The organism is Streptomyces sp. NPDC052023, from assembly GCF_044548465.1.
GTDB lineage: Bacteria > Actinomycetota > Actinomycetes > Streptomycetales > Streptomycetaceae > Streptomyces.
In genome coordinates this window covers 189,854-210,384 of record NZ_JBIUBW010000001.1, presented here as the reverse complement: position 1 = coordinate 210,384, position 20,531 = coordinate 189,854, and the positions used below count along the sequence as shown (strand labels likewise).

The 20,531-nt window shown below is 71.8% G+C and carries 22 protein-coding genes; 14 read left to right on the top strand and 8 right to left on the bottom strand.

All coding sequences use genetic code 11. The features are described 5' to 3' along the window. Nucleotides 1-230 precede the first annotated feature (230 nt). The 6 genes from ACIHCM_RS00945 (at nucleotide 231) to ACIHCM_RS00920 (ending at nucleotide 5,388) form a co-directional block, all read left to right on the top strand. Complete coding sequence (locus tag ACIHCM_RS00945) at nucleotides 231-986, top strand: metallophosphoesterase (protein ID WP_399888666.1); 756 nt, start codon at nucleotides 231-233, stop codon at nucleotides 984-986. Between the two features lie 123 nt (nucleotides 987-1,109). Next, the gene (locus ACIHCM_RS00940; RefSeq protein ID WP_399887408.1) at nucleotides 1,110-1,550 is read left to right on the top strand and encodes an SRPBCC family protein; all 441 of its coding nucleotides are present in this window, start codon (nucleotides 1,110-1,112) and stop codon (nucleotides 1,548-1,550) included. A gap of 124 nt (nucleotides 1,551-1,674) precedes the next feature. Continuing rightward, nucleotides 1,675-2,844, top strand: a complete 1,170-nt coding sequence (locus ACIHCM_RS00935; RefSeq protein WP_399887406.1) for an ArsA family ATPase — start codon at nucleotides 1,675-1,677, stop codon at nucleotides 2,842-2,844. Between the two features lie 57 nt (nucleotides 2,845-2,901). Continuing rightward, nucleotides 2,902-3,420, top strand: a complete 519-nt coding sequence (locus ACIHCM_RS00930) for a DUF5304 domain-containing protein (protein ID WP_399887404.1) — start codon at nucleotides 2,902-2,904, stop codon at nucleotides 3,418-3,420. A gap of 55 nt (nucleotides 3,421-3,475) precedes the next feature. Beyond that, nucleotides 3,476-4,429, top strand: a complete 954-nt coding sequence (locus ACIHCM_RS00925) for an ROK family glucokinase (protein WP_399887402.1) — start codon at nucleotides 3,476-3,478, stop codon at nucleotides 4,427-4,429. 203 nt (nucleotides 4,430-4,632) lie between these two features. After that, nucleotides 4,633-5,388 carry an endonuclease/exonuclease/phosphatase family protein gene (locus ACIHCM_RS00920; RefSeq protein ID WP_399887400.1) on the top strand — a complete coding sequence of 252 codons (756 nt, stop codon included), beginning with the start codon at nucleotides 4,633-4,635 and terminating at the stop codon, nucleotides 5,386-5,388. A 5-nt stretch (nucleotides 5,389-5,393) separates the two neighbouring features. Here the strand turns inward: ACIHCM_RS00920 and ACIHCM_RS00915 are convergent, their stop codons facing one another. Together ACIHCM_RS00915 and ACIHCM_RS00910 are read right to left on the bottom strand one after the other, a co-directional pair. Continuing rightward, nucleotides 5,394-6,023, bottom strand: coding sequence for a hypothetical protein (locus tag ACIHCM_RS00915; RefSeq protein ID WP_399887398.1), 630 nt, complete (start codon nucleotides 6,021-6,023; stop codon nucleotides 5,394-5,396). Further along, nucleotides 6,016-6,795: an alpha/beta hydrolase gene (locus ACIHCM_RS00910; protein ID WP_399887396.1), complete on the bottom strand. Its 780-nt coding sequence runs from the start codon at nucleotides 6,793-6,795 to the stop codon at nucleotides 6,016-6,018. The genes ACIHCM_RS00915 and ACIHCM_RS00910 overlap by 8 nt, the downstream gene beginning before the upstream one ends. Before the next feature lie 162 nt (nucleotides 6,796-6,957). On the opposite strand from ACIHCM_RS00910, the gene ACIHCM_RS00905 reads away from it, so the two are divergent. The 5 genes from ACIHCM_RS00905 to ACIHCM_RS00885 all read left to right on the top strand — a co-directional run bounded on the left by ACIHCM_RS00905 (nucleotide 6,958) and on the right by ACIHCM_RS00885 (nucleotide 11,852). Then, complete coding sequence (locus ACIHCM_RS00905) at nucleotides 6,958-7,728, top strand: lysophospholipid acyltransferase family protein (protein ID WP_399887394.1); 771 nt, start codon at nucleotides 6,958-6,960, stop codon at nucleotides 7,726-7,728. Between the two features lie 22 nt (nucleotides 7,729-7,750). Continuing rightward, nucleotides 7,751-8,962, top strand: coding sequence for a MacS family sensor histidine kinase (macS, locus tag ACIHCM_RS00900; RefSeq protein ID WP_399887392.1), 1,212 nt, complete (start codon nucleotides 7,751-7,753; stop codon nucleotides 8,960-8,962). After that, nucleotides 8,959-9,642, top strand: coding sequence for a response regulator (locus tag ACIHCM_RS00895; RefSeq protein WP_399887390.1), 684 nt, complete (start codon nucleotides 8,959-8,961; stop codon nucleotides 9,640-9,642). The genes macS and ACIHCM_RS00895 overlap by 4 nt, the downstream gene beginning before the upstream one ends. A 124-nt stretch (nucleotides 9,643-9,766) precedes the next feature. After that, nucleotides 9,767-10,795, top strand: coding sequence for a 6-phosphofructokinase (locus tag ACIHCM_RS00890; protein WP_399887388.1), 1,029 nt, complete (start codon nucleotides 9,767-9,769; stop codon nucleotides 10,793-10,795). Between the two features lie 61 nt (nucleotides 10,796-10,856). Further along, a complete protein-coding gene (locus ACIHCM_RS00885; RefSeq protein WP_399887386.1) occupies nucleotides 10,857-11,852 on the top strand; it encodes a 2-hydroxyacid dehydrogenase in 996 nt (331 codons plus the stop codon). Here the strand turns inward: ACIHCM_RS00885 and ACIHCM_RS00880 are convergent. Beyond that, on the bottom strand, nucleotides 11,804-13,684 hold the full coding sequence (locus ACIHCM_RS00880; RefSeq protein WP_399887384.1) for an anthranilate synthase family protein: 1,881 nt from the start codon (nucleotides 13,682-13,684) through the stop codon (nucleotides 11,804-11,806). The two genes, ACIHCM_RS00885 and ACIHCM_RS00880, sit on opposite strands and share 49 nt — an antisense overlap. A gap of 101 nt (nucleotides 13,685-13,785) precedes the next feature. Next, nucleotides 13,786-13,842, bottom strand: a complete 57-nt coding sequence (locus tag ACIHCM_RS00875) for a trp operon leader peptide (protein ID WP_399888663.1) — start codon at nucleotides 13,840-13,842, stop codon at nucleotides 13,786-13,788. Nucleotides 13,843-13,938: 96 nt separating this feature from the next. Here ACIHCM_RS00875 and ACIHCM_RS00870 point away from each other — a divergent pair, with 96 nt between their 5' ends. Together ACIHCM_RS00870 and ACIHCM_RS00865 are read left to right on the top strand one after the other, a co-directional pair. Continuing rightward, the gene (locus tag ACIHCM_RS00870) at nucleotides 13,939-15,291 is read left to right on the top strand and encodes a class II 3-deoxy-7-phosphoheptulonate synthase (RefSeq protein WP_399887382.1); all 1,353 of its coding nucleotides are present in this window, start codon (nucleotides 13,939-13,941) and stop codon (nucleotides 15,289-15,291) included. A 148-nt stretch (nucleotides 15,292-15,439) separates the two neighbouring features. Beyond that, nucleotides 15,440-15,703, top strand: a complete 264-nt coding sequence (locus ACIHCM_RS00865; RefSeq protein WP_399887380.1) for a bacterioferritin-associated ferredoxin — start codon at nucleotides 15,440-15,442, stop codon at nucleotides 15,701-15,703. A gap of 5 nt (nucleotides 15,704-15,708) precedes the next feature. Here ACIHCM_RS00865 and bfr read toward each other — a convergent pair whose 3' ends face one another. Then, nucleotides 15,709-16,218 (bottom strand): bacterioferritin, encoded by a 510-nt coding sequence (bfr, locus tag ACIHCM_RS00860; protein WP_399887378.1) that lies wholly within the window; start codon nucleotides 16,216-16,218, stop codon nucleotides 15,709-15,711. A 197-nt stretch (nucleotides 16,219-16,415) separates the two neighbouring features. Here bfr and ACIHCM_RS00855 point away from each other — a divergent pair, with 197 nt between their 5' ends. Next, entirely contained in the window at nucleotides 16,416-17,048 is a 633-nt protein-coding gene (locus ACIHCM_RS00855; RefSeq protein ID WP_399887376.1) for a sulfite oxidase-like oxidoreductase, read from the top strand. Between the two features lie 15 nt (nucleotides 17,049-17,063). On the opposite strand, the gene ACIHCM_RS00850 is transcribed toward ACIHCM_RS00855, so the two are convergent. The 3 genes from ACIHCM_RS00850 to pknB form a co-directional block, all read right to left on the bottom strand. Further along, entirely contained in the window at nucleotides 17,064-17,540 is a 477-nt protein-coding gene (locus ACIHCM_RS00850; protein WP_399887374.1) for a DUF4396 domain-containing protein, read from the bottom strand. 75 nt (nucleotides 17,541-17,615) lie between these two features. Next, nucleotides 17,616-18,491: a deoxyribonuclease IV gene (locus tag ACIHCM_RS00845; protein ID WP_399887373.1), complete on the bottom strand. Its 876-nt coding sequence runs from the start codon at nucleotides 18,489-18,491 to the stop codon at nucleotides 17,616-17,618. A gap of 34 nt (nucleotides 18,492-18,525) precedes the next feature. Further along, nucleotides 18,526-20,454: a Stk1 family PASTA domain-containing Ser/Thr kinase gene (gene pknB / locus ACIHCM_RS00840; RefSeq protein ID WP_399887371.1), complete on the bottom strand. Its 1,929-nt coding sequence runs from the start codon at nucleotides 20,452-20,454 to the stop codon at nucleotides 18,526-18,528. Between the last annotated feature and the right edge of the window lie 77 nt (nucleotides 20,455-20,531).

Genomic DNA, 20,531 nt, shown 5'->3' with positions numbered 1-20,531 from the left:
CCCGTCGGTATGGCGTCTCGGACAGGGGGGCCGTCGAGATGTTCGCTGCGTCACACAGTTGGTGCGTCAACGATGTTCCTGTCGGTGCTCCTGCGCGCAATGTAGTCGACGGGCTTCCCGACTGGCGAGTAATCGCAGGTCCGGCCGCCACTGTTCACGTTTGCCGCACACGCTTACCCTTGATCGCCATGGCACCCACACCAGCCGGCGACCGCGGGACGCGTATCCACGTGGTCAGCGACGTGCACGGCAACGCGCGTGACCTGGCGCGGGCCGGGGACGGCGCGGACGCGCTCGTCTGCCTCGGGGACCTCGTCCTCTTCCTCGACTACGCCGACCACTCCCGCGGCATCTTCCCCGACCTGTTCGGCGTGGAGAACGCCGACCGTCTCGTGGCACTGCGCACCGCCCGCCGTTTCGAGGAGGCGCGTGCGCTGGGCGCGCGGTTGTGGGCCGGGGTGGGGGAGGACCGGGCGGCGGTGATCGAGCGGGCGGTGCGCAAGCAGTACGCCGAGATGTTCGCCGCGTTCCCGACGCCGACGTACGCCACCTACGGCAATGTCGATATACCGACACTGTGGCCGGAGTACGCCGGTCCGGGCACGACGGTCCTGGACGGTGAGCGCGTGGAGATCGGCGGCCGGGTCTTCGGCTTCGTGGGCGGCGGGCTGCGCACACCCATGCGCACGCCGTACGAGATCAGCGACGAGGAGTACGCGGCGAAGATCGAGGCGGTCGGCGAGGTCGACGTGCTGTGCACGCACATCCCGCCGGAGGTGCCGGAGCTGGTCTACGACACGGTGGCGCGGCGCTTCGAGCGGGGGAGCCGGGCGCTGCTCGACGCCATCCGCCGCACGCGGCCCCGCTACTCCCTCTTCGGGCACGTCCACCAGCCGCTCGCGGACCGGATGCGGATCGGGGCCACCGAGTGCGTGAACGTGGGGCACTTCGCGGGCACCGGCCGGCCGTGGGTGCTGCGGTGGTGAGTCCGGCGGCCGGTATCCGCAGGTAGCGGTGACGGCGGGGGGTGCGCCGCGCGGTAGCCTTCACGCTGCACACACGTGCGCACGACCACCTCTTGCCGGACCGCATTCGGAGGAGCCACGGCGATGGCGGAACACACCAGCTCGAGCATCGAGATCGAGGCGGCTCCGGCCGACGTCATGGCGGTGATCGCCGACTTCGCGCGCTACCCGGACTGGACCGGTGAGGTGAAGGAGGCCGAGGTCCTGAAGACCGACGGCCGGGGCCGCGCCGAGCAGGTCCGGCTGGTCATGGACGCCGGCGCGATCAAGGACGACCAGACGCTGGCCTACACCTGGACCGGGGAGCACGAGGTCTCCTGGACGCTGGTGAAGTCCCAGATGCTGCGTGCCCTGGACGGTTCGTACCTGCTGAAGCCCGCCGGGCCGGGCGGCACCGAGGTCACCTACCAGCTGACGGTGGACGTCAAGATCCCGATGCTGGGGATGATCAAGCGCAAGGCGGAGAAGGTGATCATCGACCGCGCGCTGGCCGGCCTGAAGAAGCGCGTGGAGTCCGGCGAGTAGCCTCCCCGCCACGCCGCCGGCCGGCGAGTAGCCTCCCCGCCACGCCGCCGGCCGGTGAGCAGCTTTCCCACCACGCCGCCGGCCACGGCGGCGGTGCCGCCCACGCCCGGTACGGTTCACCGTCATGCGCACCATCCTGATCACCGGGCCCGGCGGCAGCGGCCGTACTACCATCGCCGCGGCCACCGCGCTCGCCGCCGCCCGTGAGGGCGTCCGCACCCTCGTCCTCGGCACCGACCGCGGCGACAGCCTCGGGGCCGCGCTGGGGACCGCGACCGGCCCGGCCCCCGTCGAGGTCGCGCCCGGCCTCACCGCCTGGCGGCCCGACCCCGCCGCCGGCTTCCGCGACGACCTCGCCCGGCTCCAGCAGCGCGCGTCCGGCGTTCTCGACCTCCTCGGTGCCGCTCCGCTCGACCCCGAGGAGTTCACCCCGCTGCCCGGCGCCGAGGAGCTCGCGGTCTTGCGCGCCCTGCGCGAAGCCGCCCTCACCGACGCGCATGAGCTGCTCGTCGTCGACCTGCCGCCCACCCCGCAGGCCCTCGCCCTGCTCTCCCTCCCCGAGGAACTCCGCCGCTATCTGCGCCGCCTGCTCCCGCCGGAGCGGCAGGCCGCCCGCGCCCTGCGCCCCGTCCTCGGCAGGCTGGCGGGCGTGCCGATGCCCGCGGAGTGGCTGTACGAGACGGCGGCCCGCCGGGACCTCGAACTCGCCGCCGTCGAAGCCGTCCTGGCCGACCGGGGCACGACGGTACGGCTGGTCGCCGAGCCCTCCCCGGCCGGCGGCGACGCCGTCCGCACCGCCGTGCTCGGGCTGGCCCTGCGCGGCCTGCGCCCGGACGCGCTGATCGCCAACCGGGTGCTCCCCGAGGACGCGGGCGAGGGCTGGCTCGCCGGGCCGCTCGCCCAGCAGCGCAAGGCCCTCGACGACTGGCGCACCGCCCACCACCTGCACCCCGTCCCCCACCTCGGGCACGACCCGCGCGGCACCGACGACCTCACCGCCCTCGCCGTACCCGTGGCCGGGAAGGCTCCCGCCAGGGTCGAGTGGGCCGTCGAGGACCGGCTCGCCGAGGACGGCGTGCTCGTCTGGCATCTCCCGCTCCCCGGCGCCGTTCGCGAGAACCTCGACCTTGTCCGGCGCGGCGACGAAGTCGTCGTGACCGCCGAGGGGTTCCGCCGCGTGCTGCCGCTGCCGTCCGCCCTGCGCCGCTGCACCGTCGCGGGGGCCGGCCTGCGCGAGGACGAGCTGCGCATCCGGTTCACGCCGGACCCGGAGCTGTGGCCGCGGACGCCGTGAAACCGCTGCGCCCGTTCGGGTAACGTCGTAGGGACAAGACGTAGTCAGGAGCCCGCCATGAGCGAAGAGCGCCCCCTCCCCGACGCCGCTCAGGAGCAGCCGGCCGACGAGGTGCGCCCCACGGGTGACGCCGACGCGTGGGCGACCGCGTGCGCCGAGGACCTCGAGGCCGAGAAGGCCCGCCGACGGGACCGGCACGGGCCGCCGCCCGGCTCGGCCGCCGAGGAGCTGCGCCGGCTCGTCGACACTGTCGCCGACAAGCTGTCCGGACTTCAGGCGCCCCTGCTGGGCGCGGTGGGCGGGCCTGCCGCCCAGCAGATGGTGCAGCAGGTCGTGCAGCAGGCCAGGGCCGCCGTGGAACCCGTGATCGAGCGCAATCCGGACGTCTTCGACCACCTCGCCGCGGCGGGTCACGAACTGCTCGCCGCGTACCGCTCCGCGGTCCAGGCCCAGGAGCGCCGCTGGACGGCCGGCCCGGACGCCGGCAGCGCCACCGACGAGCTCAAGGACCTCGACGAGTCCCCCCGCGACCCCGGCGAGGGCACGGGACCGGGCCAGCGCATCGACTTGGACTGACCTTCTGCTCGGGTACGGTTGGCCGTAGCGGGGCTCGACCGAAACTGAGGGATTCATGGGACTCACCATCGGCGTCGACATCGGCGGCACGAAGATCGCGGCCGGCGTGGTAGACGAGGAAGGCAACATCCTCTCGACCCACAAGGTGCCGACCCCGGGCACGCCCGAGGGCATCGTGGACGCCATCGCCTCCGCGGTGGAGGGCGCGCGCGCGGGGCACGAGATCGTCGGCGTGGGCATCGGCGCCGCCGGATACGTCAACCGGCAGCGCTCGACGGTCTACTTCGCGCCCAACATCGACTGGCGCAACGAACCGCTCGAGGAGAAGGTCGAGGCACGCACAGGCCTGCCCGTCGTGGTGGAGAACGACGCCAACGCCGCCGCCTGGGGCGAGTACAAGTTCGGCGCGGGCAAGGGCCACCGCAACGTCATCTGCATCACGCTCGGCACCGGCCTCGGCGGCGGCATCATCATCGGCAACAAGCTGCGCCGCGGCCACTTCGGCGTGGCCGCGGAGTTCGGCCACATCCGGATGGTGCCGGACGGCCTGCTGTGCGGCTGCGGCTCGCAGGGCTGCTGGGAGCAGTACGCCTCCGGCCGCGCCCTCGTGCGGTACGCCAAGCAGCGCGCCAACGCCACCCCCGAGAACGCCGAGCTGCTGCTCGGGCTCGGGGACGGCACCCCCGACGGCATCGAGGGCAAGCACATCTCGATGGCCGCCCGCCAGGGCGACCCGGTCGCCGTCGACTCCTACCGCGAGCTCGCCCGCTGGGCCGGTGCCGGTCTGGCCGACCTCGCCTCGCTCTTCGACCCGTCCGCGTTCATCGTCGGCGGCGGCCTCTCCGACGAGGGCGAGCTGGTCCTGGACCCGATCCGCAAGTCGTACAAGCGCTGGCTCGTGGGCGGCAACTGGCGCCCGGTCGCCGATGTGATCGCCGCCCAGCTGGGCAACAAGGCCGGTCTGGTCGGCGCCGCCGACCTCGCCCGGGAGCCCGACCCGATCATGTAGCCCGCCTCTGCGCGTGCGCCTCGAGCGGCGCGGGCGGCATGGAGGGACAGACGGTGCTCGTACGCCTTCAGGGGCGCGGGGCCGTACGCACACGCGGCTCCGCCGCGTGGCGCGGCAGGCCGCACACCACCGGCGGTCGCACACGGACCCCGCGCCCCGGGTCGTCAGGCGCCGAAACCCCGGTCCCGACTACATTGACCTGCATGGCAACCTCCTCGCCGCTCCCCAACTCCCGCACCGAGGACGATGGTTCCGTCACCCTTCGCGTCCTCTCCTACAACATCCGCTCGATGCGCGACGACACCGCCGCACTCGCCCGCGTGATCAGCGCCTGTGATCCCGACCTGGTCCTGCTCCAGGAGGCCCCCCGCTTCTTCCGCTGGCGCAAGAAGCTGGCCCGCCTCGCTGCCGCGTCCGGCCAGATGATCCTCTCGGGCGGGGCCACCGCCGCGGGGCCCGCGCTGCTGTGCTCGCTGCGGGCCACCGTGGAGCGCACCGAGGACGTGCTGCTGCCGCTCACCCCCGGACTGCACCGGCGTGGCTTCGCGACCGCGGTGGTCCGCTTCGGCCACGCCCGCCTGGGGGTGCTGAGCTGCCATCTGTCGCTCCGCAAGGAGGAGCGGTACGAGCAGGGCCGCATGCTTCTCGACCAGCTCGCCGGGCTGGGCGCCGAGCATGTGATCGCGGGCGGCGACCTCAACGAACGCCCGGCCGGACGCACCTTCCGGCTGCTGGCCGACGGACTCCAGGACTGCTGGGCGACCGCACCCTGGGGCGGCGAGTACACCTCCACCCCGGCCGACCCCCACCAGCGCATCGACGCGATCTTCGCGACCAAGGGGATCGAGGTCCTCGGCTGCGGGGTGCCGCACGGTCACCCCGGCGTGACGGAGAGGGACCTGAGGGCGGCCACGGACCACCTTCCGGTCCTGGCCGCCCTCAGAATTCCGTCGGCGTAGGCGGGTCAGACCACCGCGCCCCGCCCCGGATCGTCTTCGTCGTCCTCCTCGCCCGTCCGCATCCGCATCACCAGCGTCGCGAATCCGCCCAGGAAGCCACCGATGCCGAGGGTGGTCAGCCACCAGGTCATGTCCCAGCCGAGTATTACCGCCAGCAGAAGCAGCACCGGCCCGCCGATCACCCCCAGCCAGGCGAACTTGGCCGCGGCGTCGGCGGCGGGCAGCGGCGGCGGCTCCGGCGGTACGAAGTGGCCCTCGTCGTCCTCGGTGAAGTCGTCCTCGGACGGCTCGGGCGTCGTGTAGTCCCGGGGCCCGCCGCCCACACCCGGTGCGAAGGTCACCGAGCTGCCGAGCGGCTCCGGCGTCTTGTTCTTCGGCTCCGCCTCCCGCTCGGCAGGCTCGCCCCCGCTGTCGTTCGGCTCGGCCTCCAGCAGCGCCAGATCCTCGATCGACTTGAAGGGCTTGGCGCCGGGCGGGTCCGGCGGCTCCTCCCCGAACCCGGCGATGATCGCCGCCCACGCGGCGTCCTCGTCGAACGGCACCTGCTGCTCACCGGGCTCGCCCCGGTCCCCGGCGCGGCCCTCCCGATCCTCCCGCTCCTCGCGGTCCTCGCGCTCGGAGTCGTGCTCAGCCACCTGCGGCCGTCCCTTCCTTGCCGACACTGGGTGCGAGCCGGCCGATGAACGCGAGGCTCTCCTCGAAGATCCGGTCCGCGTCGTAATCCAACGTCGCGACGTGGTAGCTCTGTTCCAGGAGGGTCTCCCGCACGTCCGTGGAGGACACCCGGCTCAGGATCCGTGCCGAGTCGGCCGGTGGCACGACATGGTCCTGGGGGCTGTGCAGAAGCAGCAGCGGCTGGGTGACCTGCGGCAGCTCGCCGTCGACCACCCGGAAGAAGGTCCGCAGGGAGTGCGCGGCGTGCAGCGGGACCCGGTCGTAGCCGACCTCCACCACGCCGGGCCGGGCGATGTCGCTGGTGATCCCCTTCGTCGAGCGCACGACGTGGCGGGCGACCGGCAGGGCGTACGCCGACAGCCCGTGCACCTTGTTCGCCGGGTTGACGACCACGACGCCGCTGACCGCGTCCCCGTGCCGGGCCGCGAGCCGCAGCGCCAGGGCGCCGCCCATCGACAGGCCGAACACGAACACCTGGGCGCACCGGCGGCTGAGGGCACGCAGCTCGCGGTCCACCTCGGCGTACCAGTCCTGCCAGCCGGTGAGCTCCATGTCCTCCCATCGCGTGCCGTGCCCGGGCAGCAGCGGAAGCGTGACGGAAAGGCCGTGACCGGCGAGGTACTCCGCCCAGGGGCGCAGTGACTGGGGGGAACCGGTGAAGCCGTGGCAGAGCAGCACGCCGACTTCTCCGCCGTCATGGCGGTACGGCTCGGCTCCAGGAAGGACCGGCACCTTCGGTCTCCTGTTCATGTGAGTGGGACGTGAGAAGAGTTCAGGTCGCTTCACCGTACGCGACCGCACTGACACCGACCAGGGCCGTCGGAGTCTTTGCCGGGCCGCCGGGTTAAGGTCTCATCGACAGACACAGGAGGCACTCGGTTGTTGTACGGCGCGATGAAGGTTTCCATCGGGGGACCGCTGAAGCTCGTCTTCCGGCCCTGGGTGGAGGGCCTGGAGAACGTCCCCGCCGAGGGCCCCGCCATCCTGGCGAGCAACCACCTGTCCTTCTCCGACTCGTTCTTCCTGCCCGCGGTGCTCGACCGGAAGGTCACCTTCATCGCGAAGGCCGAGTACTTCACCACCCCCGGCGTCAAGGGCCGCCTGACCGCCGCCTTCTTCAAGGGAGTGGGCCAGCTCCCGGTGGACCGCTCCGGGGCCCGCGGCGCGGGCGAGGCCGCGATCAAGAGCGGTATAGAGGTCGTCGAGAGCGGTGAGCTGTTCGGCATCTACCCGGAGGGCACCCGCTCGCCCGACGGCCGGCTGTACCGCGGCAAGCCCGGCGGCCTCGCGCGCGTGGCGCTCGCCACCGGCGCGCCCGTCATCCCGGTCGCGATGATCGACACGGAGAAGATCCAGCCGCCCGGCAAGGTCCTGCCGAAGCTGATGCGGCCCGGCATCCGGATCGGCAAGCCGCTGGACTTCAGCCGCTACCAGGGCATGGAGCACGACCGTTTCGTGCTCCGCGCGGTGACCGACGAGGTCATGTACGAAATCATGAAGCTCTCCGGCCAGGAGTACGTCGACATGTACGCGACCGCCGCCAAGCGGCAGATCGCGGACGCGGCGAAGGCGGAGAAGGAAGCGGCCAAGGCGGCCAGGGCCGCGCTCGCGCAGGCCGAGAAGGAACAGGCGCAGAAGGAAAAGGACCAGGCCGACCAGGGGTGACGGCCGAACGGGGGGTGGGTGCGTGGCCGCGCGCGAGCGAGTCATGAGGATGTCGGTCGAGCAGCCGCTGTGGCGGGCGCTCACCGGCTACCGCGTGCTGACGATGATGTACGCGATCGGGCTCTTCGCCAGTGCCTACGACGAGATCGCGCACCCCCGGGTGGCCCTCGCCTACTACGTCGTCCTCGCCGTGTGGACGCTGACCACCCTGCCGAGGGTCGCGGGCGCCGCGAGCTGCACCAAGCGCTTCCTCGCCGCCGACCTCACCGTCGCCCTGACAGGCATCCTCCTCACCCGGGTCGCCGAGTCGCCCGAGCGGATCGAGGCCGGCGCCCCGACCCTGCCGTCGATATGGACCGCGGGCGCCGTACTGGCCTTCGCCATCAAGGGCGGCTGGCGCTGGGCGGCCTTCGCCTCCACGCTGGTCGCCGCCGCCAACCTGGTCCACCGCTCCGGGGTGCCGACCCGTGACACCGTCCACATGGTGCTGCTGGTCTGGATCGCCTCCATCGCCATCGGGTACGTCGTCGAGGTCGCCCGCGCCTCCGAGCGCACCCTCGCCCGCGCCCTGGAGATCGAGGCCGCGACCCGGGAGCGGGAGCGGCTCGCCCGGGACATCCACGACAGCGTGCTCCAGGTGCTGGCGATGGTGCAGCGGCGCGGCGCGGTCATCGGCGGCGAGGCGGCCGAGCTGGGGCGGCTCGCCGGTGAGCAGGAGGTGGCCCTGCGCACGCTGGTCTCCGGCGGACTGGTCCCCGTCTCCCGGGTGTCCGAGGACGCCGCCGAGGGGGCGGTCGTACGCACCGTCGAGGAACCGGACGACGACGGCCCCGTCGATCTGCGGGCGCTGCTCGCCCCGTTCGCGGCCGCCCGGGTCGGCCTCGCCGAGCCCGGCGCGCCGGTCCGGCTGCCGCCGCTCGCCGCCCGGGAGCTGGCCGCCGCCGTGTCGGCGGCCCTGGACAACGTCCGCGAGCACGCCGGCGCGGACGCCCGGGCCTGGATCCTGGTCGAGGACGAGCCCGACGCGGTGATCGTGACCGTCCGCGACGACGGCCCCGGCATCCCCGAGGGCCGCCTCGCGCAGGCGGAGGGCGAGGGGCGGCTCGGCGTGGCACTGTCGATCCGCGGCCGGCTGCGCGACCTCGGTGGTACGGCCGAGCTGATCTCAACGCCCGGGCAGGGCACGGAAGTAGAGCTGAAGGTACCGAAGCAGATGGCACGGGGGCAGCGATGAGCGCACAGCAGGGGCCGATCAAGGTGATGGTGGTCGACGACCACCCCATGTGGCGCGACGCGGTCGCCCGTGACCTGGCCGGGGCCGGCCTGGAAGTGGTCGCCACCGCGGGCGACGGGGACCAGGCGGTACGCCGTGCCAAGGCGGCGGCTCCGGACGTCCTCGTCCTGGACCTCAACCTGCCCGCCAAGCCAGGCGTCCAGGTCTGCAAGGAACTCGTCGCCCACAACCCGGGCTTGCGCGTCCTGGTGCTGTCGGCCAGCGGTGAGCACGCCGACGTGCTGGAGGCCGTGAAGTCCGGCGCGACCGGCTATCTGCTGAAGTCCGCGTCCACCGAGGAACTGCTGGACGCCGTGCGCCGTACGGCGGCCGGGGACCCGGTCTTCACGCCGGGCCTGGCGGGGCTGGTGCTCGGCGAGTACCGGCGCCTCGCCTCCGACCCGGCGCCCGGTGCCGCGACGGACGCCGACGAGCCCAAGGCGCCCCGGCTGACCGACCGCGAGACCGAGGTGCTGCGGCTGGTGGCCAAGGGGCTCAGCTACAAGCAGATCGCCGAGCGGCTGGTCATCTCCCACCGCACGGTCCAGAACCACGTCCAGAACACCCTCGGCAAGCTCCAGTTGCACAACCGGGTGGAGCTGGTCAGGTACGCGATAGAGCGCGGCCTCGACGAGGAGTAGCCCCGGGCCGGACCAACCTGGCGCCGACTCACCGGAATTGCCCTTACGGGCCATGCCGTAGTGACCTGAGTCACCATTAGCGTGCTCGTACGGCACACGGCAACCGCGGCGAAGGGACAATTCCATGCGGGTCGGAGTACTGACCGGAGGCGGCGACTGCCCCGGGCTCAACGCCGTCATCCGGGGCATCGTCCGCAAGGGCGTGCAGGAGTACGGCTACGACTTCGTCGGCTTCCGGGACGGCTGGCGCGGTCCGCTCGACGGTGATCTGATGCGCCTCGACATCCCGGCCGTGCGGGGCATCCTGCCCCGCGGCGGCACGATCCTCGGCTCCTCGCGCACCAACCCGTTCCAGCACGAGAACGGTGTCGCCCGGATCAAGGAGAACCTCGCCAAGCAGGAGGTCGACGCGCTCATCGTGATCGGCGGCGAGGACACCCTGGGCGTCGCCGCACGCTTGTCCGACGACTACGGGGTGCCCTGCGTCGGCGTCCCGAAGACGATAGACAACGACCTGTCCGCCACCGACTACACCTTCGGATTCGACACCGCCGTCGGCATCGCGACCGAGGCGATCGACCGCCTGCACACCACCGCCGAATCCCATATGCGCGTCCTGGTGGTCGAGGTGATGGGCCGGCACACCGGCTGGATCGCCCTCCACTCCGGGCTGGCGGGCGGCGCCAACGTCATCCTCATCCCCGAGCAGCGCTTCGACGTCGACCAGGTGTGCGCCTGGGTGACGTCCCGCTTCAAGGCGTCCTACGCGCCGATCGTCGTCGTCGCGGAGGGAGCCATGCCCAGGGACGGCGACATGGTCCTCAAGGACGAGTCCCTCGACTCCTTCGGGCATGTCCGGCTGTCGGGGGTCGGCGAGTGGCTGGCCAAGGAGATCGAGCGGCGGACCGGCAAGGAGGCCCGCACGACGGTCCTCGGGCACGTCCAGCGGGGCGGCACACCGAGCGCCTTCGACCGCTGGCTCGCCACCCGCTTCGGACTGCACGCCATCGACTGCGTCCGCGACGGTGACTTCGGCTCCATGGTCGCCCTGCGGGGAACCGGCATCGTCCGGGTCCCGATCGCCGACGCGACGGCCCGCCTGAAGACCGTCGACCTGACGCTGTACGAGGAGGTCGGGGTGTTCTTCGGCTGACCGGCGGCCCTCGGGTATGGGCCGTATATTCGGCCCATACCCCAGCGGAACGGGAGGAGCCGTGGAGATCCTGGCCTTCGGTGTGCAGGCCGACGAGAAGCCCCTGATCGAACGGGCCTTCCAGGGCCACCACGACATCCACTGCCTGGACGTCTTCCTCACCGAGGACACCGCCCCCATCGCCGCCGGCCACGAGATCATCTCCACCAGCGTCAACGCCGACCTCGGCGCGCCGGTCCTGTCCACCCTCGCGGCCGGCGGCACCCGGATGGTCGCCCAGCGCTCGACCGGCTTCAACAACATCGACCTCGACGTCGCCCAGCGGCTCGGCATGACGGTGGCGCGGGTGTCGTCCTACTCGCCGTACGCGGTCGCCGAGTTCGCCTGGGCCCTCGCCATGGCCGTCAACCGCCGTATCGTCCGCGCCTCCGCCCGCACCCGCGACTTCGACTTCCGCCTCGACGGCCTGATGGGCCGCGACATGCACGGCCGCACCGCCGGCGTCCTCGGCACCGGCAAGATCGGCGAGGCGTTCGCCCGGATCGCGCACGGCTTCGGCATGCGGCTGCTCGGCTGGGACATCGCGGAGAACCCCGACTGCATGCAGCTCGGCATGGCCTACGTCCCCAAGGAGCAACTGCTCGCCGAGTCCGACCTGGTCACCCTGCACGTGCCGCTGATGCCGGAGACCACACACCTCATCGACGGGGACGCCCTGAAGTCGATGAGGGACGACGCGATCCTGATCAACTCCAGCCGAGGCGGCCTGGTCGACACCGCCGCCCTCGTCCACGAGCTGCGCGCGGGCCGCTTCACGGGCGTCGGCCTCGACGTGTACGAGGCGGAGGCCGGGCTGTTCTTCCTCGACAAGTCCCTGCAGGCCGTCGAGGACGACACCCTGGCCCGCCTCGTCACCTTCCCGAACGTCCTGGTCACCTCGCACCAGGCGTACTACACGGTGGACGCCGTCGGCCAGATCGTCGACGCCACGGTGAGGAACGTCCTCGACTACACGGCCGGCCGCCGCTCGGAGAACGTGCTGGTGCCCCGCAGCTGACCGGCCAGTTCCCGCACCACGCCGGCCCCGTTCAGGGTCAGCACCGACTCCGGGTGGAACTGCACGCCGGCGAAGCCGGCTCCCCGCAGGGCATGCACCTCACCGGACGCGCTCCGGCTGACCTCGATCCCGCGCGCGGCCAGCCCGGCCGCCGTCTCGTCGTCGCAGCGCGCCACGAAGCTGTTGTAGAAGCCGACGGTCTCCGCCCGCCCGAACAGGTCGATGGTCGTCTGCGCCCCCTGGTACGGGACCTCCTTGCGTACGACGTCCAGCCCGAGTTCCACCGCGATCAGCTCGTGGCCCAGGCAGACGCCCAGCACCCCGTGCCGGTGCTCCCGGATCACCTCGGCGGTCAGCTCCCGCAGGAACCGCATCTTCGGATCGCCCAGGTCGGACGGGTCACCGGGGCCGGGCCCGATGACGAGCGGCCCCTCGTGCGCGCGCACCGCCGCACGCAGTCCGGGCTCGTCGTAGCGGCGTACGGTGACGGTCAGGCCCGAGGACCGCAGCAGATGCGCGAGCATCACGGTGAAGGTGTCCTCGCCGTCGACGACCAGGGCGTGCCCGGCGAGTTCCTCCGTCCGCTCCTGCATCCGCAGCCAGAACGGCGCGAGGTGCGCCCGGCGCCCGTCCAGCGCGGCCCGCACCCGGGGGTCGTCGGCCAGCACGGGCCGTACGGCCTCCTCGCGCGGCCGCTGTTCCAGCACGCCCAGCGCCGCCAGCACCCCCGCCGCCTTGGCGTGCGTCTCCGCGACCTCGCCCGCGGGGTCCGAGCCGCGCACCAGCGTGGCGCCCACCGGCACCCGCAGCCGCCCGGCCGCGTCGATGTCGGCGGTGCGGATGAGGATGGGGGAGTCCAGGGTCTGCGCGCCGCCGGAGTCCCGGCCGAGCAGGGCGAGCGCCCCGCCGTAGTACCCCCGCCCGCCGGCCTCGTGCCGCTCGATGACCCGGCAGGCGTTCTGCACCGGTGAGCCGGTGACGGTCGCGGCGAACATGGTCTCCTTCAGCACCTCCCGCACATCGAGCGAGGACCGGCCGCGCAGCTCGTACTCGGTGTGCGCCAGGTGCGCCATCTCCTTCAGCCGCGGCCCGACGACGACCCCGCCCCTGTCGCCCACGGCGCACATCATCTTGAGCTCCTCGTCGACGACCATCGACAGCTCCTCGATCTCCTTGCCGTCGGCCAGGAACCCGAGCAGGTGCTCCGGCGTCGGCCCTTCGGCGGGGTAGCGGTAGGTGCCGCTGATCGGGTTCATGACGACCGTCCCGCCGGACATCCGCACATGCACCTCGGGGCTGGCCCCGAGGAGTGTCCGGTCGCCGGTGTGCACCAGGAACGTCCAGTACGCGCCGCGCTCCCCGACCAGCAGCCGACGGAACAGCGCGAGCGCGTCGGCCCGGCCGAACCCCTCGATCCCACCCTCGTACGTCCGCCGGATGACGAAGTTGGCCCCCTCGCCCCGCCCGATCTCCTCCCGCAGCACCCGCCCGACGATCCCGGCGTACTCCTCGTCCCCGACGTCGAAGCCGGCGCCCTCGACGCGTACCTCGTGGGCGGGCAGCCGCCGCAGCGCCTCGGCGAGCGGGACGGCGTACGACTCCTCGGGGACGAGCGCCAGCAGCGGGGTGCCGTCGTCGCGGACGTCGAAGCCGCGCTCGCGGATCTGGCGGTAGGGGACGAGCGCGAGGCTCTCGCCGGGGAGGTCCGCGAGACGGTCGTACGCGCGCACCGGGCCGAGCAGCACTTCCACGGTGTCGTGGTCGTGGCCCGGGGCGCGGCGGCGGAGCAGGGCGAAGGGGCGGTCGCCGTGCGCGAGCTGTGCCAGGTCCATGGTTCCTCTTCCGTCTTCATGATCGGGTTCGAGGAACGGGCTCCGGGAAACGCCGAAGGCCGCCCCTCGGGCGGCCTTCGCGAAGTCTTTCGTACGCGCAGTCAGCGGGCCGCCGAGGAAGCGGTCCACCACCAGTTCTGGATCGAGTGCGCGTGCATGTGCCGCACCCTACCCCATGTCCACGGAGCGTCACCCGTGTCTCACTTCCTGGGCGGCGGGCAGGACGGTCGCACGGCACCCCGTAGTGTTGAGTTGTGACCGTGAACGCTAAGACCAGCGCGAGCGCTGGCAACACCTGGCGAGACCTGCCCGCGGCGCAGCAGCCCGAGTACCCCGACACCGAGGCTCTGCGCGCAGTGATCGCGGACCTCGAGTCGTATCCGCCGCTCGTCTTCGCGGGCGAGTGCGATCAGCTGCGCGCCCGGATGGCGGCCGTCGCCAAGGGAGAGGCGTTCCTCCTCCAGGGCGGCGACTGCGCCGAGGCCTTCGACGCCGTCTCCGCGGACCAGATCCGCAACAAGCTCAAGACCCTGCTCCAGATGGGCGCCGTGCTCACGTACGCCGCGTCCGTGCCCGTGGTGAAGGTGGGCCGGATCGCCGGCCAGTACTCCAAGCCGCGCTCCAAGCCGACCGAGACCCGCGACGGCGTGACGCTCCCGACCTACCGGGGCGACTCCGTCAACGGCTTCGACTTCACCGAGGCGGCCCGCGTCCCGGACCCGGAGCGGCTGAAGCGGATGTACCACGCGTCCGCCTCCACGCTGAACCTGGTGCGCGCCTTCACCACCGGCGGCTACGCCGACCTGCGCCAGGTGCACGCCTGGAACCAGGACTTCGTGAAGTCGTCCCCGTCCGGCCAGCGCTACGAGCAGCTCGCCCGCGAGATCGACAACGCGCTGAACTTCATGCACGCCTGCGGGGCCGACCCCGAGGAGTTCAAGACCGTCGAGTTCTTCTCCTCGCACGAGGCGCTGCTGCTCGACTACGAGTCCGCGCTCACCCGCGTCGACTCGCGCACCGGGCAGCTGTACGACGTCTCGGCGCACATGGTGTGGATCGGTGAGCGCACCCGGCAGCTGGACCACGCGCACGTCGAGTTCGCCTCGAGGATCCGCAACCCGATCGGCGTCAAGCTCGGCCCGACGACCACGGCCGAGGAGGCGCTCCAGTACATCGACCGCCTCGACCCGGACCGCGAGCCGGGCCGGCTGACGTTCGTCGTGCGGATGGGCGCCGACAAGGTCCGGGACAAGCTGCCGGAGCTGGTGGAGAAGGTCACCGCCTCGGGCGCCATCGTGGCCTGGGTGACCGACCCGATGCACGGCAACACCTTCGAGGCGGCCTCCGGCCACAAGACCCGCCGCTTCGACGACGTGCTCGACGAGGTCAAGGGCTTCTTCGAGGTGCACAAGGCGCTCGGCACCCACCCGGGCGGCATCCACGTGGAGCTCACCGGTGACGACGTCACCGAGTGCGTGGGCGGCGGCGACGAGATCTTCGTCGATGACCTGCACCAGCGCTACGAGACGGCCTGCGACCCCCGGCTGAACCGCAGCCAGTCGCTCGACCTGGCATTCCTGGTCGCGGAGATGTACCGGGACCAGTAGTGGCACGCGCCGCCGGCGGCGCACGCAGTGGGGCGCGGATCACAAATGATCCGCGCCCCTCCACTTTTGCGGCCCGGATCCGCCGGGTAAGGTTAGGTTAGCCTCACCGATCAACGGGGACGGCACCACGAATCGAACCCGGCGGGAGGTGAACCGCGTGTACGTCTGCAGTTGCTTCGGGATCACCGAGCAGCAGGTTCAGCAGCACGCGGAGAACGGCGCCTGCACCCCTCGCCAGATAGCCTCCGCCTGCAAGGCGGGCACGGACTGCGGCGGCTGTGTGCGCCGTATCCAGGCTCTCCTCGGCCGCGGCAGCTGCCCGCGCCGGGAACTGGCGGAACAGGGCAATTCGCCCCTGGCTGACGTGGCACAGCCGGCCGCCGCCGCGCAGGTGGCCGCCGAGGCCGCCTGAGCGTCTCAGCCGCCGTAGCTGCCCGACTCCTTGGAGTCCGGCTGGCTCTGCTCGATCAGCGTCGACAGATAGAGCGACTCACCGAGCTTGTCGATCAGTTCGAGCTGTGTGTCCAGGTAGTCGATGTGGTGCTCCTCGTCCGCGAGGATCGCCTCGAAGATGTTCGCCGACGTGATGTCGGCCTTGGCGCGCATGATCTCCACGCCGCGCCGCAGCCGGTCGATGGCCTCCACCTCGACCTCCCGGTCCGCCTGGAACATCTCGGTCACGGTCTGACCGACGCGGACGTGGAAGAGCCGCTGGTAGTTGGGCAGGCCGTCCAGCAGCAGGATGCGCTCCGTGAGCACCTCCGCGTGCCGCATCTCGTCGAACGACTCGTCCCGGGTGTACTTGGCGAGCTTCGTCCACCCCTTGTGGTCCTGCAGCTTGGAGTGCAGGAAGTACTGGTTGATCGCGGTCAGCTCGGCGGTCAGCTGCTCGTTGAGCAGTTCGAGCACCTCGGGGTCGCCCTGCATGAGGGGGCTCCTTCCACGGCGGGGAGTCGAAACGGGAGGTTGCGCCGCATGATTGCACCGGGTGTCGAAGATCGTCCAGTAAGTGCGTACTTAGTAAGTAAGTGCATGCTTGGTAAATCTTGAACGACTTGTCCCGATTGTCCCGTCCTGAACGGGGGTGGTCCTGTGTACCGTCCACCGTCTGTCAGGATGGAGGCATGGGTCACCCGGTGGAGCGCGAATCTGGAGCAGCGGCATCGTTCGAGCTTCCGCCGGGGCAGCGAGTGCAGCGCGGCTGGCCGGTCACGCACTACGGTCCGGTGCCCAAGTTCCGCCCCGAGCGCTGGGAGTTCAGGGTCTTCGGCGCCACCGCCGACGGGGAGAAGCGCTGCTGGGCCCACGAGGAGTTCACGGCCCTGCCGTACACCACCGTGATGGCAGACCTGCACTGCGTCACCAAGTTCAGCATGCTGGGCGCGGAGTGGGGCGGCATCCCCGCCCGGACCATCCTCGACCTCGCGCCGCCCGCATCGAATGTCACCCATGTGATGGTGTGGGCGGAGTACGGCTTCAGCTCCAACCTGCGGCTGTCGGACTTCGCCTCCGAGCGCGCCATCTTCGCCACCCACAAGGACGGCGAGCTGCTCACCGCCGAACACGGCTTCCCCCTGCGCCTGATCGTCCCGCACCTGTACGCCTGGAAGGGCCCGAAGTGGGTGCGCGGCGTGGAGTACATGACCGCCGACCGTCGCGGCTTCTGGGAGGAACGCGGCTACCACAACATCGGCGATCCCTGGCAGGAGCAGCGCTACTCGTACCAGGAGGAGCCCGGGGACGGCCCCGAGCTCTGACCCTGCCGGGCGCGGTCAGTGGTGGTACTGGTGCACCACCGCGTGCCCCTTGCCCCGGCCGATCATCCACTTGTTGACCGGGACCGTGACCACGAAGGCGACCGCGAGGGCGATCGCCAGGACGACCCAGAAGAGCGCGGTGTCCAGCCCCGCGTCCATCGCGCCCGGCCAGCACGCGATCACGCCGTTGTCGACCAGCTCCATCACGGCGATGGAGAGCGTGTCCGCGGCCAGCGCCACCCGGACGCCGGCCCGCAGGCCCACGCCCGCCCTGAGCACTCCGCGCAAGGTGAGGGCGTATCCGAAGAAGAAGGCCAGCACGACCGCCAGGACCAGGGTCGGTACGTCGCCCCAGCCGAGCGCGGTGCCGATGACCATGCCGAGCACCTCGCCGATGGCGCAGCCGGTGAGGCAGTGCAGGGTGGCCTGGACGGCCAAGGGCCAGCCTGCCGGGGAGGGTGCTGGTGCGTGCCGCGCGTGTTCGTGCTGCATACGTGACCCCAATGTCAGGTGTGGTTCCCGCATCGGCGGCAACCATATACCCCCTGGGGGTATTCACCAACGTCTTCAGGAGTCCCGGAGCCTCTTCAGTAGCGCCACATCGGCCGCGTGCCCCTGCTTGCCACCGGGTGTCTCGATGATCAGCGGCACACCCTCGGTGGCGGGGTGGGTCATCAGGGCGCGGAAGGGGCCCTCGCCGATGTGGCCGGCGCCGATGTTCTCGTGCCGGTCCTTGTGGGCGCCGGCGAGGTCCTTGGAGTCGTTGGCGTGGATCAGCTTCAGCCGGCCCTCGCCGACCGTGCCGACCAGCAGGTCCAGCGTCTGGCGCATTCCGTCCGGGCCGGTCAGGTCGTGCCCGGCGGCGAAGACGTGGCAGGTGTCGAGACAGACGCCCAGCTTCGGATGGGCGTCCAGGGCCTCGAAGTAGGGCCCGAAGTCCCAGGTGCGTGAGCACAGCGAGGCGCCCTGGCCCGCCGTGGACTCCAGCAGCACGTACGGGTCGTCGTCGGTCAGCTCGTCGAGCAGCGGCAGCAGGTACTCCCGTACCTGCTTCAGGGCCACCGAACGCTCCCGCCCGCCCGTCGCGCTGCCCGTGTGCACGACCACGCCGAGCGCGCCGATCGCCCGCCCGCGCCGCAGCGAGTGCCGCAGCGACTCCACCGACCGCTCGGCGGTGGCCTCCGTGTGCGAGCCGAAGTTGATCAGATAGGGCGCGTGCACATACACCGGGATCGACTCCTCGGCGCACGCCGTGCGGAACGCCTCGTCCTGGCGCGGGTCACCGGCCGGCGTGGCCCAGCCACGCGGGTTGGCGACGAAGACCTGCACGGTCTCGGCCTTGAGGTCGTGGGCGTAGGTGAGGCCCACGGAGTACAGGCCGCCGGCGACGGGGACGTGACCGCCGACAGGGTTGCGGGAGGGGCCGGGGTGCAGACTCTTCACCCGTTCAGGGTGTCACGCGCCCCCCGGTGCCCCGTCAGCGGATCTGAAGGGTGATCGTCGACCCCTTGGGCGCGGTCTCACCGCCCGGGACGGACTGCCGGCGCACGGTGTCGCCGAACAGACCGAGCAGTCCGCGGTCCTCCTCGACCTCGAAACCGGCGCCCTGGAGCTTCTGCCTGGCCTCGTCCACGCTGTCGCCCACCACGTCCGGAACCTCGATCATCTCCGGGCCCTTGGAAAGGGTCAGCGTCACCGTGTCGCCCTCGGCTGCCTCGCCGTCGGGTCGCGGGTTCTGCCGGGCGACCTGTCCGGCCTCGTGCTCCGAGTTGATCCGCTCGGCGGCGACCCGCACCTTCAGGCCCGCCTCCTGGAGCTGCTCCCTGGCCTCGCCCAGGTCGCTGCCGGTGACGTCCGGGACGTCCACGGGGGCGCCCTTGCTGACGGTGAGCGCGATCGCCGTGCCGGCACGGGTCGTCGTGTCCGTCGCCGGGTTCGTGCCGATCACGGAGCCGCGCGGGACATCCTCGCTGAACTCCCGGGTCACCATGCCCGGTTCCAGCCCGCTGTCCTTGAGCACGCTGCGCGCCTTGTCCAGCCGGTGGCCCGCGACGTCCGGCACCTTCACCGTCTCGGGACCGTCGGAGACGGTGAGCGTCACGGAGTCGTTGTGCCGGATCCGGGCGCCCGGCGCCGGGTCGGTGCTGATGATCGTGCCACGCCGCACCGTGTCGCTGTAGGCGTGCTTGACCTGCCCGACCTCCAGCCCGGCGTCCGCGAGCCGGTCCTCGGCCTGCGCCTCGGTCTTCGCCAGCAGCGGCGGCACCTCGGTGAACTGGCCGGAGTTGATGTACCAGACGCCCGTACCGAGGCCCAGCGCGAGCAGCACCGAGGCGACGAGCGTGGCGAGCGTGCGCCGCGGCCGGGTCCGGCGGCGCGGGGTGTCGTCGAGGGGCGGCGACTCCAGACGGCTGGTCCGGTTGTAGCGGGACTCGTCGTCGTCCTCGTTCACGGGCAGCCGGCGCAGTGCGGTCAGCGCGCGCGGGATCACGCTCGTCCGGTCGTCGGCGTTGTCGTGCTCCGCGGCGACCGCCTGCGGGGGCACCGCGTCCAGCTGCTCGGCACCGAGCGCGCCGCGCGCCTCACGGGCCAGCGCGAGCAGCGCCACGGCGTCGTAGGGGCGGACCTCCGGCATTCGGGCGGTCGCCGCGGCGACCAGCTCGTCCAGCTCGTACGCGAGGCCGGGCACGGCGGCCGAGGGCGGCGGGACGTCCTCGTGCACATGCCGGTAGAGCACCTGGGCGGGGGAGTCCCCCGTGTGCGGCTTGCCGCCGGTCAGCATCTCGTAGAGCACCACACCGCACGCGTACACGTCGACGCGGGGATCGGCGCTGCCGTGCTCGATCTGCTCCGGGGCGAGATAGGAGACGGTGCCCAGGACCGACCCGGTGGTGTGGGTGACCGTGTCCACGGCCCGGACCAGCCCGAAGTCGGCCACCTTGACCCTGCCGTCGTCCCCTATCAGGACGTTCTCCGGCTTCATGTCCCGGTGCACGAACCCCGCACGGTGGGCGGCGCCCAGCGCGGCAAGGACCGGCTCCAGGATGTCCAGCGCGGCCCGCGGCTGCAGCGCCCCGCGCTCGCGCAGCACGTCCCGCAGGGTGCAGCCGGAGACGTACTCCATGGCCAGGTAGACGTACGACCCGTCCGCCCCCTGGTCGAACACCTGGACGACGTTGGGGTGGGCGAGCCGGGCCACCGACTTGGCCTCGCGGATGAAGCGCTCGACGAACGAGCCGTCCACGGCCAGGGTCGGATGCATCACCTTGAGCGCGAGGACGCGGTCGAGGCGGGTGTCCACGGCCCGGTAGACCGTGGCCATCCCGCCGACCGCGATCCGCGCGTCGACGCGGTAACGGCCGTCGAGCAGTTGCCCGACCAGAGGGTCTTGAAGGGTCGTGTCCACGCAGGCGAGTGTACGAGCCGTCACCGACACCTCCGGCCGGTTCCCGGACCATCGGGGCGGTACTGCAGCCGACCTGT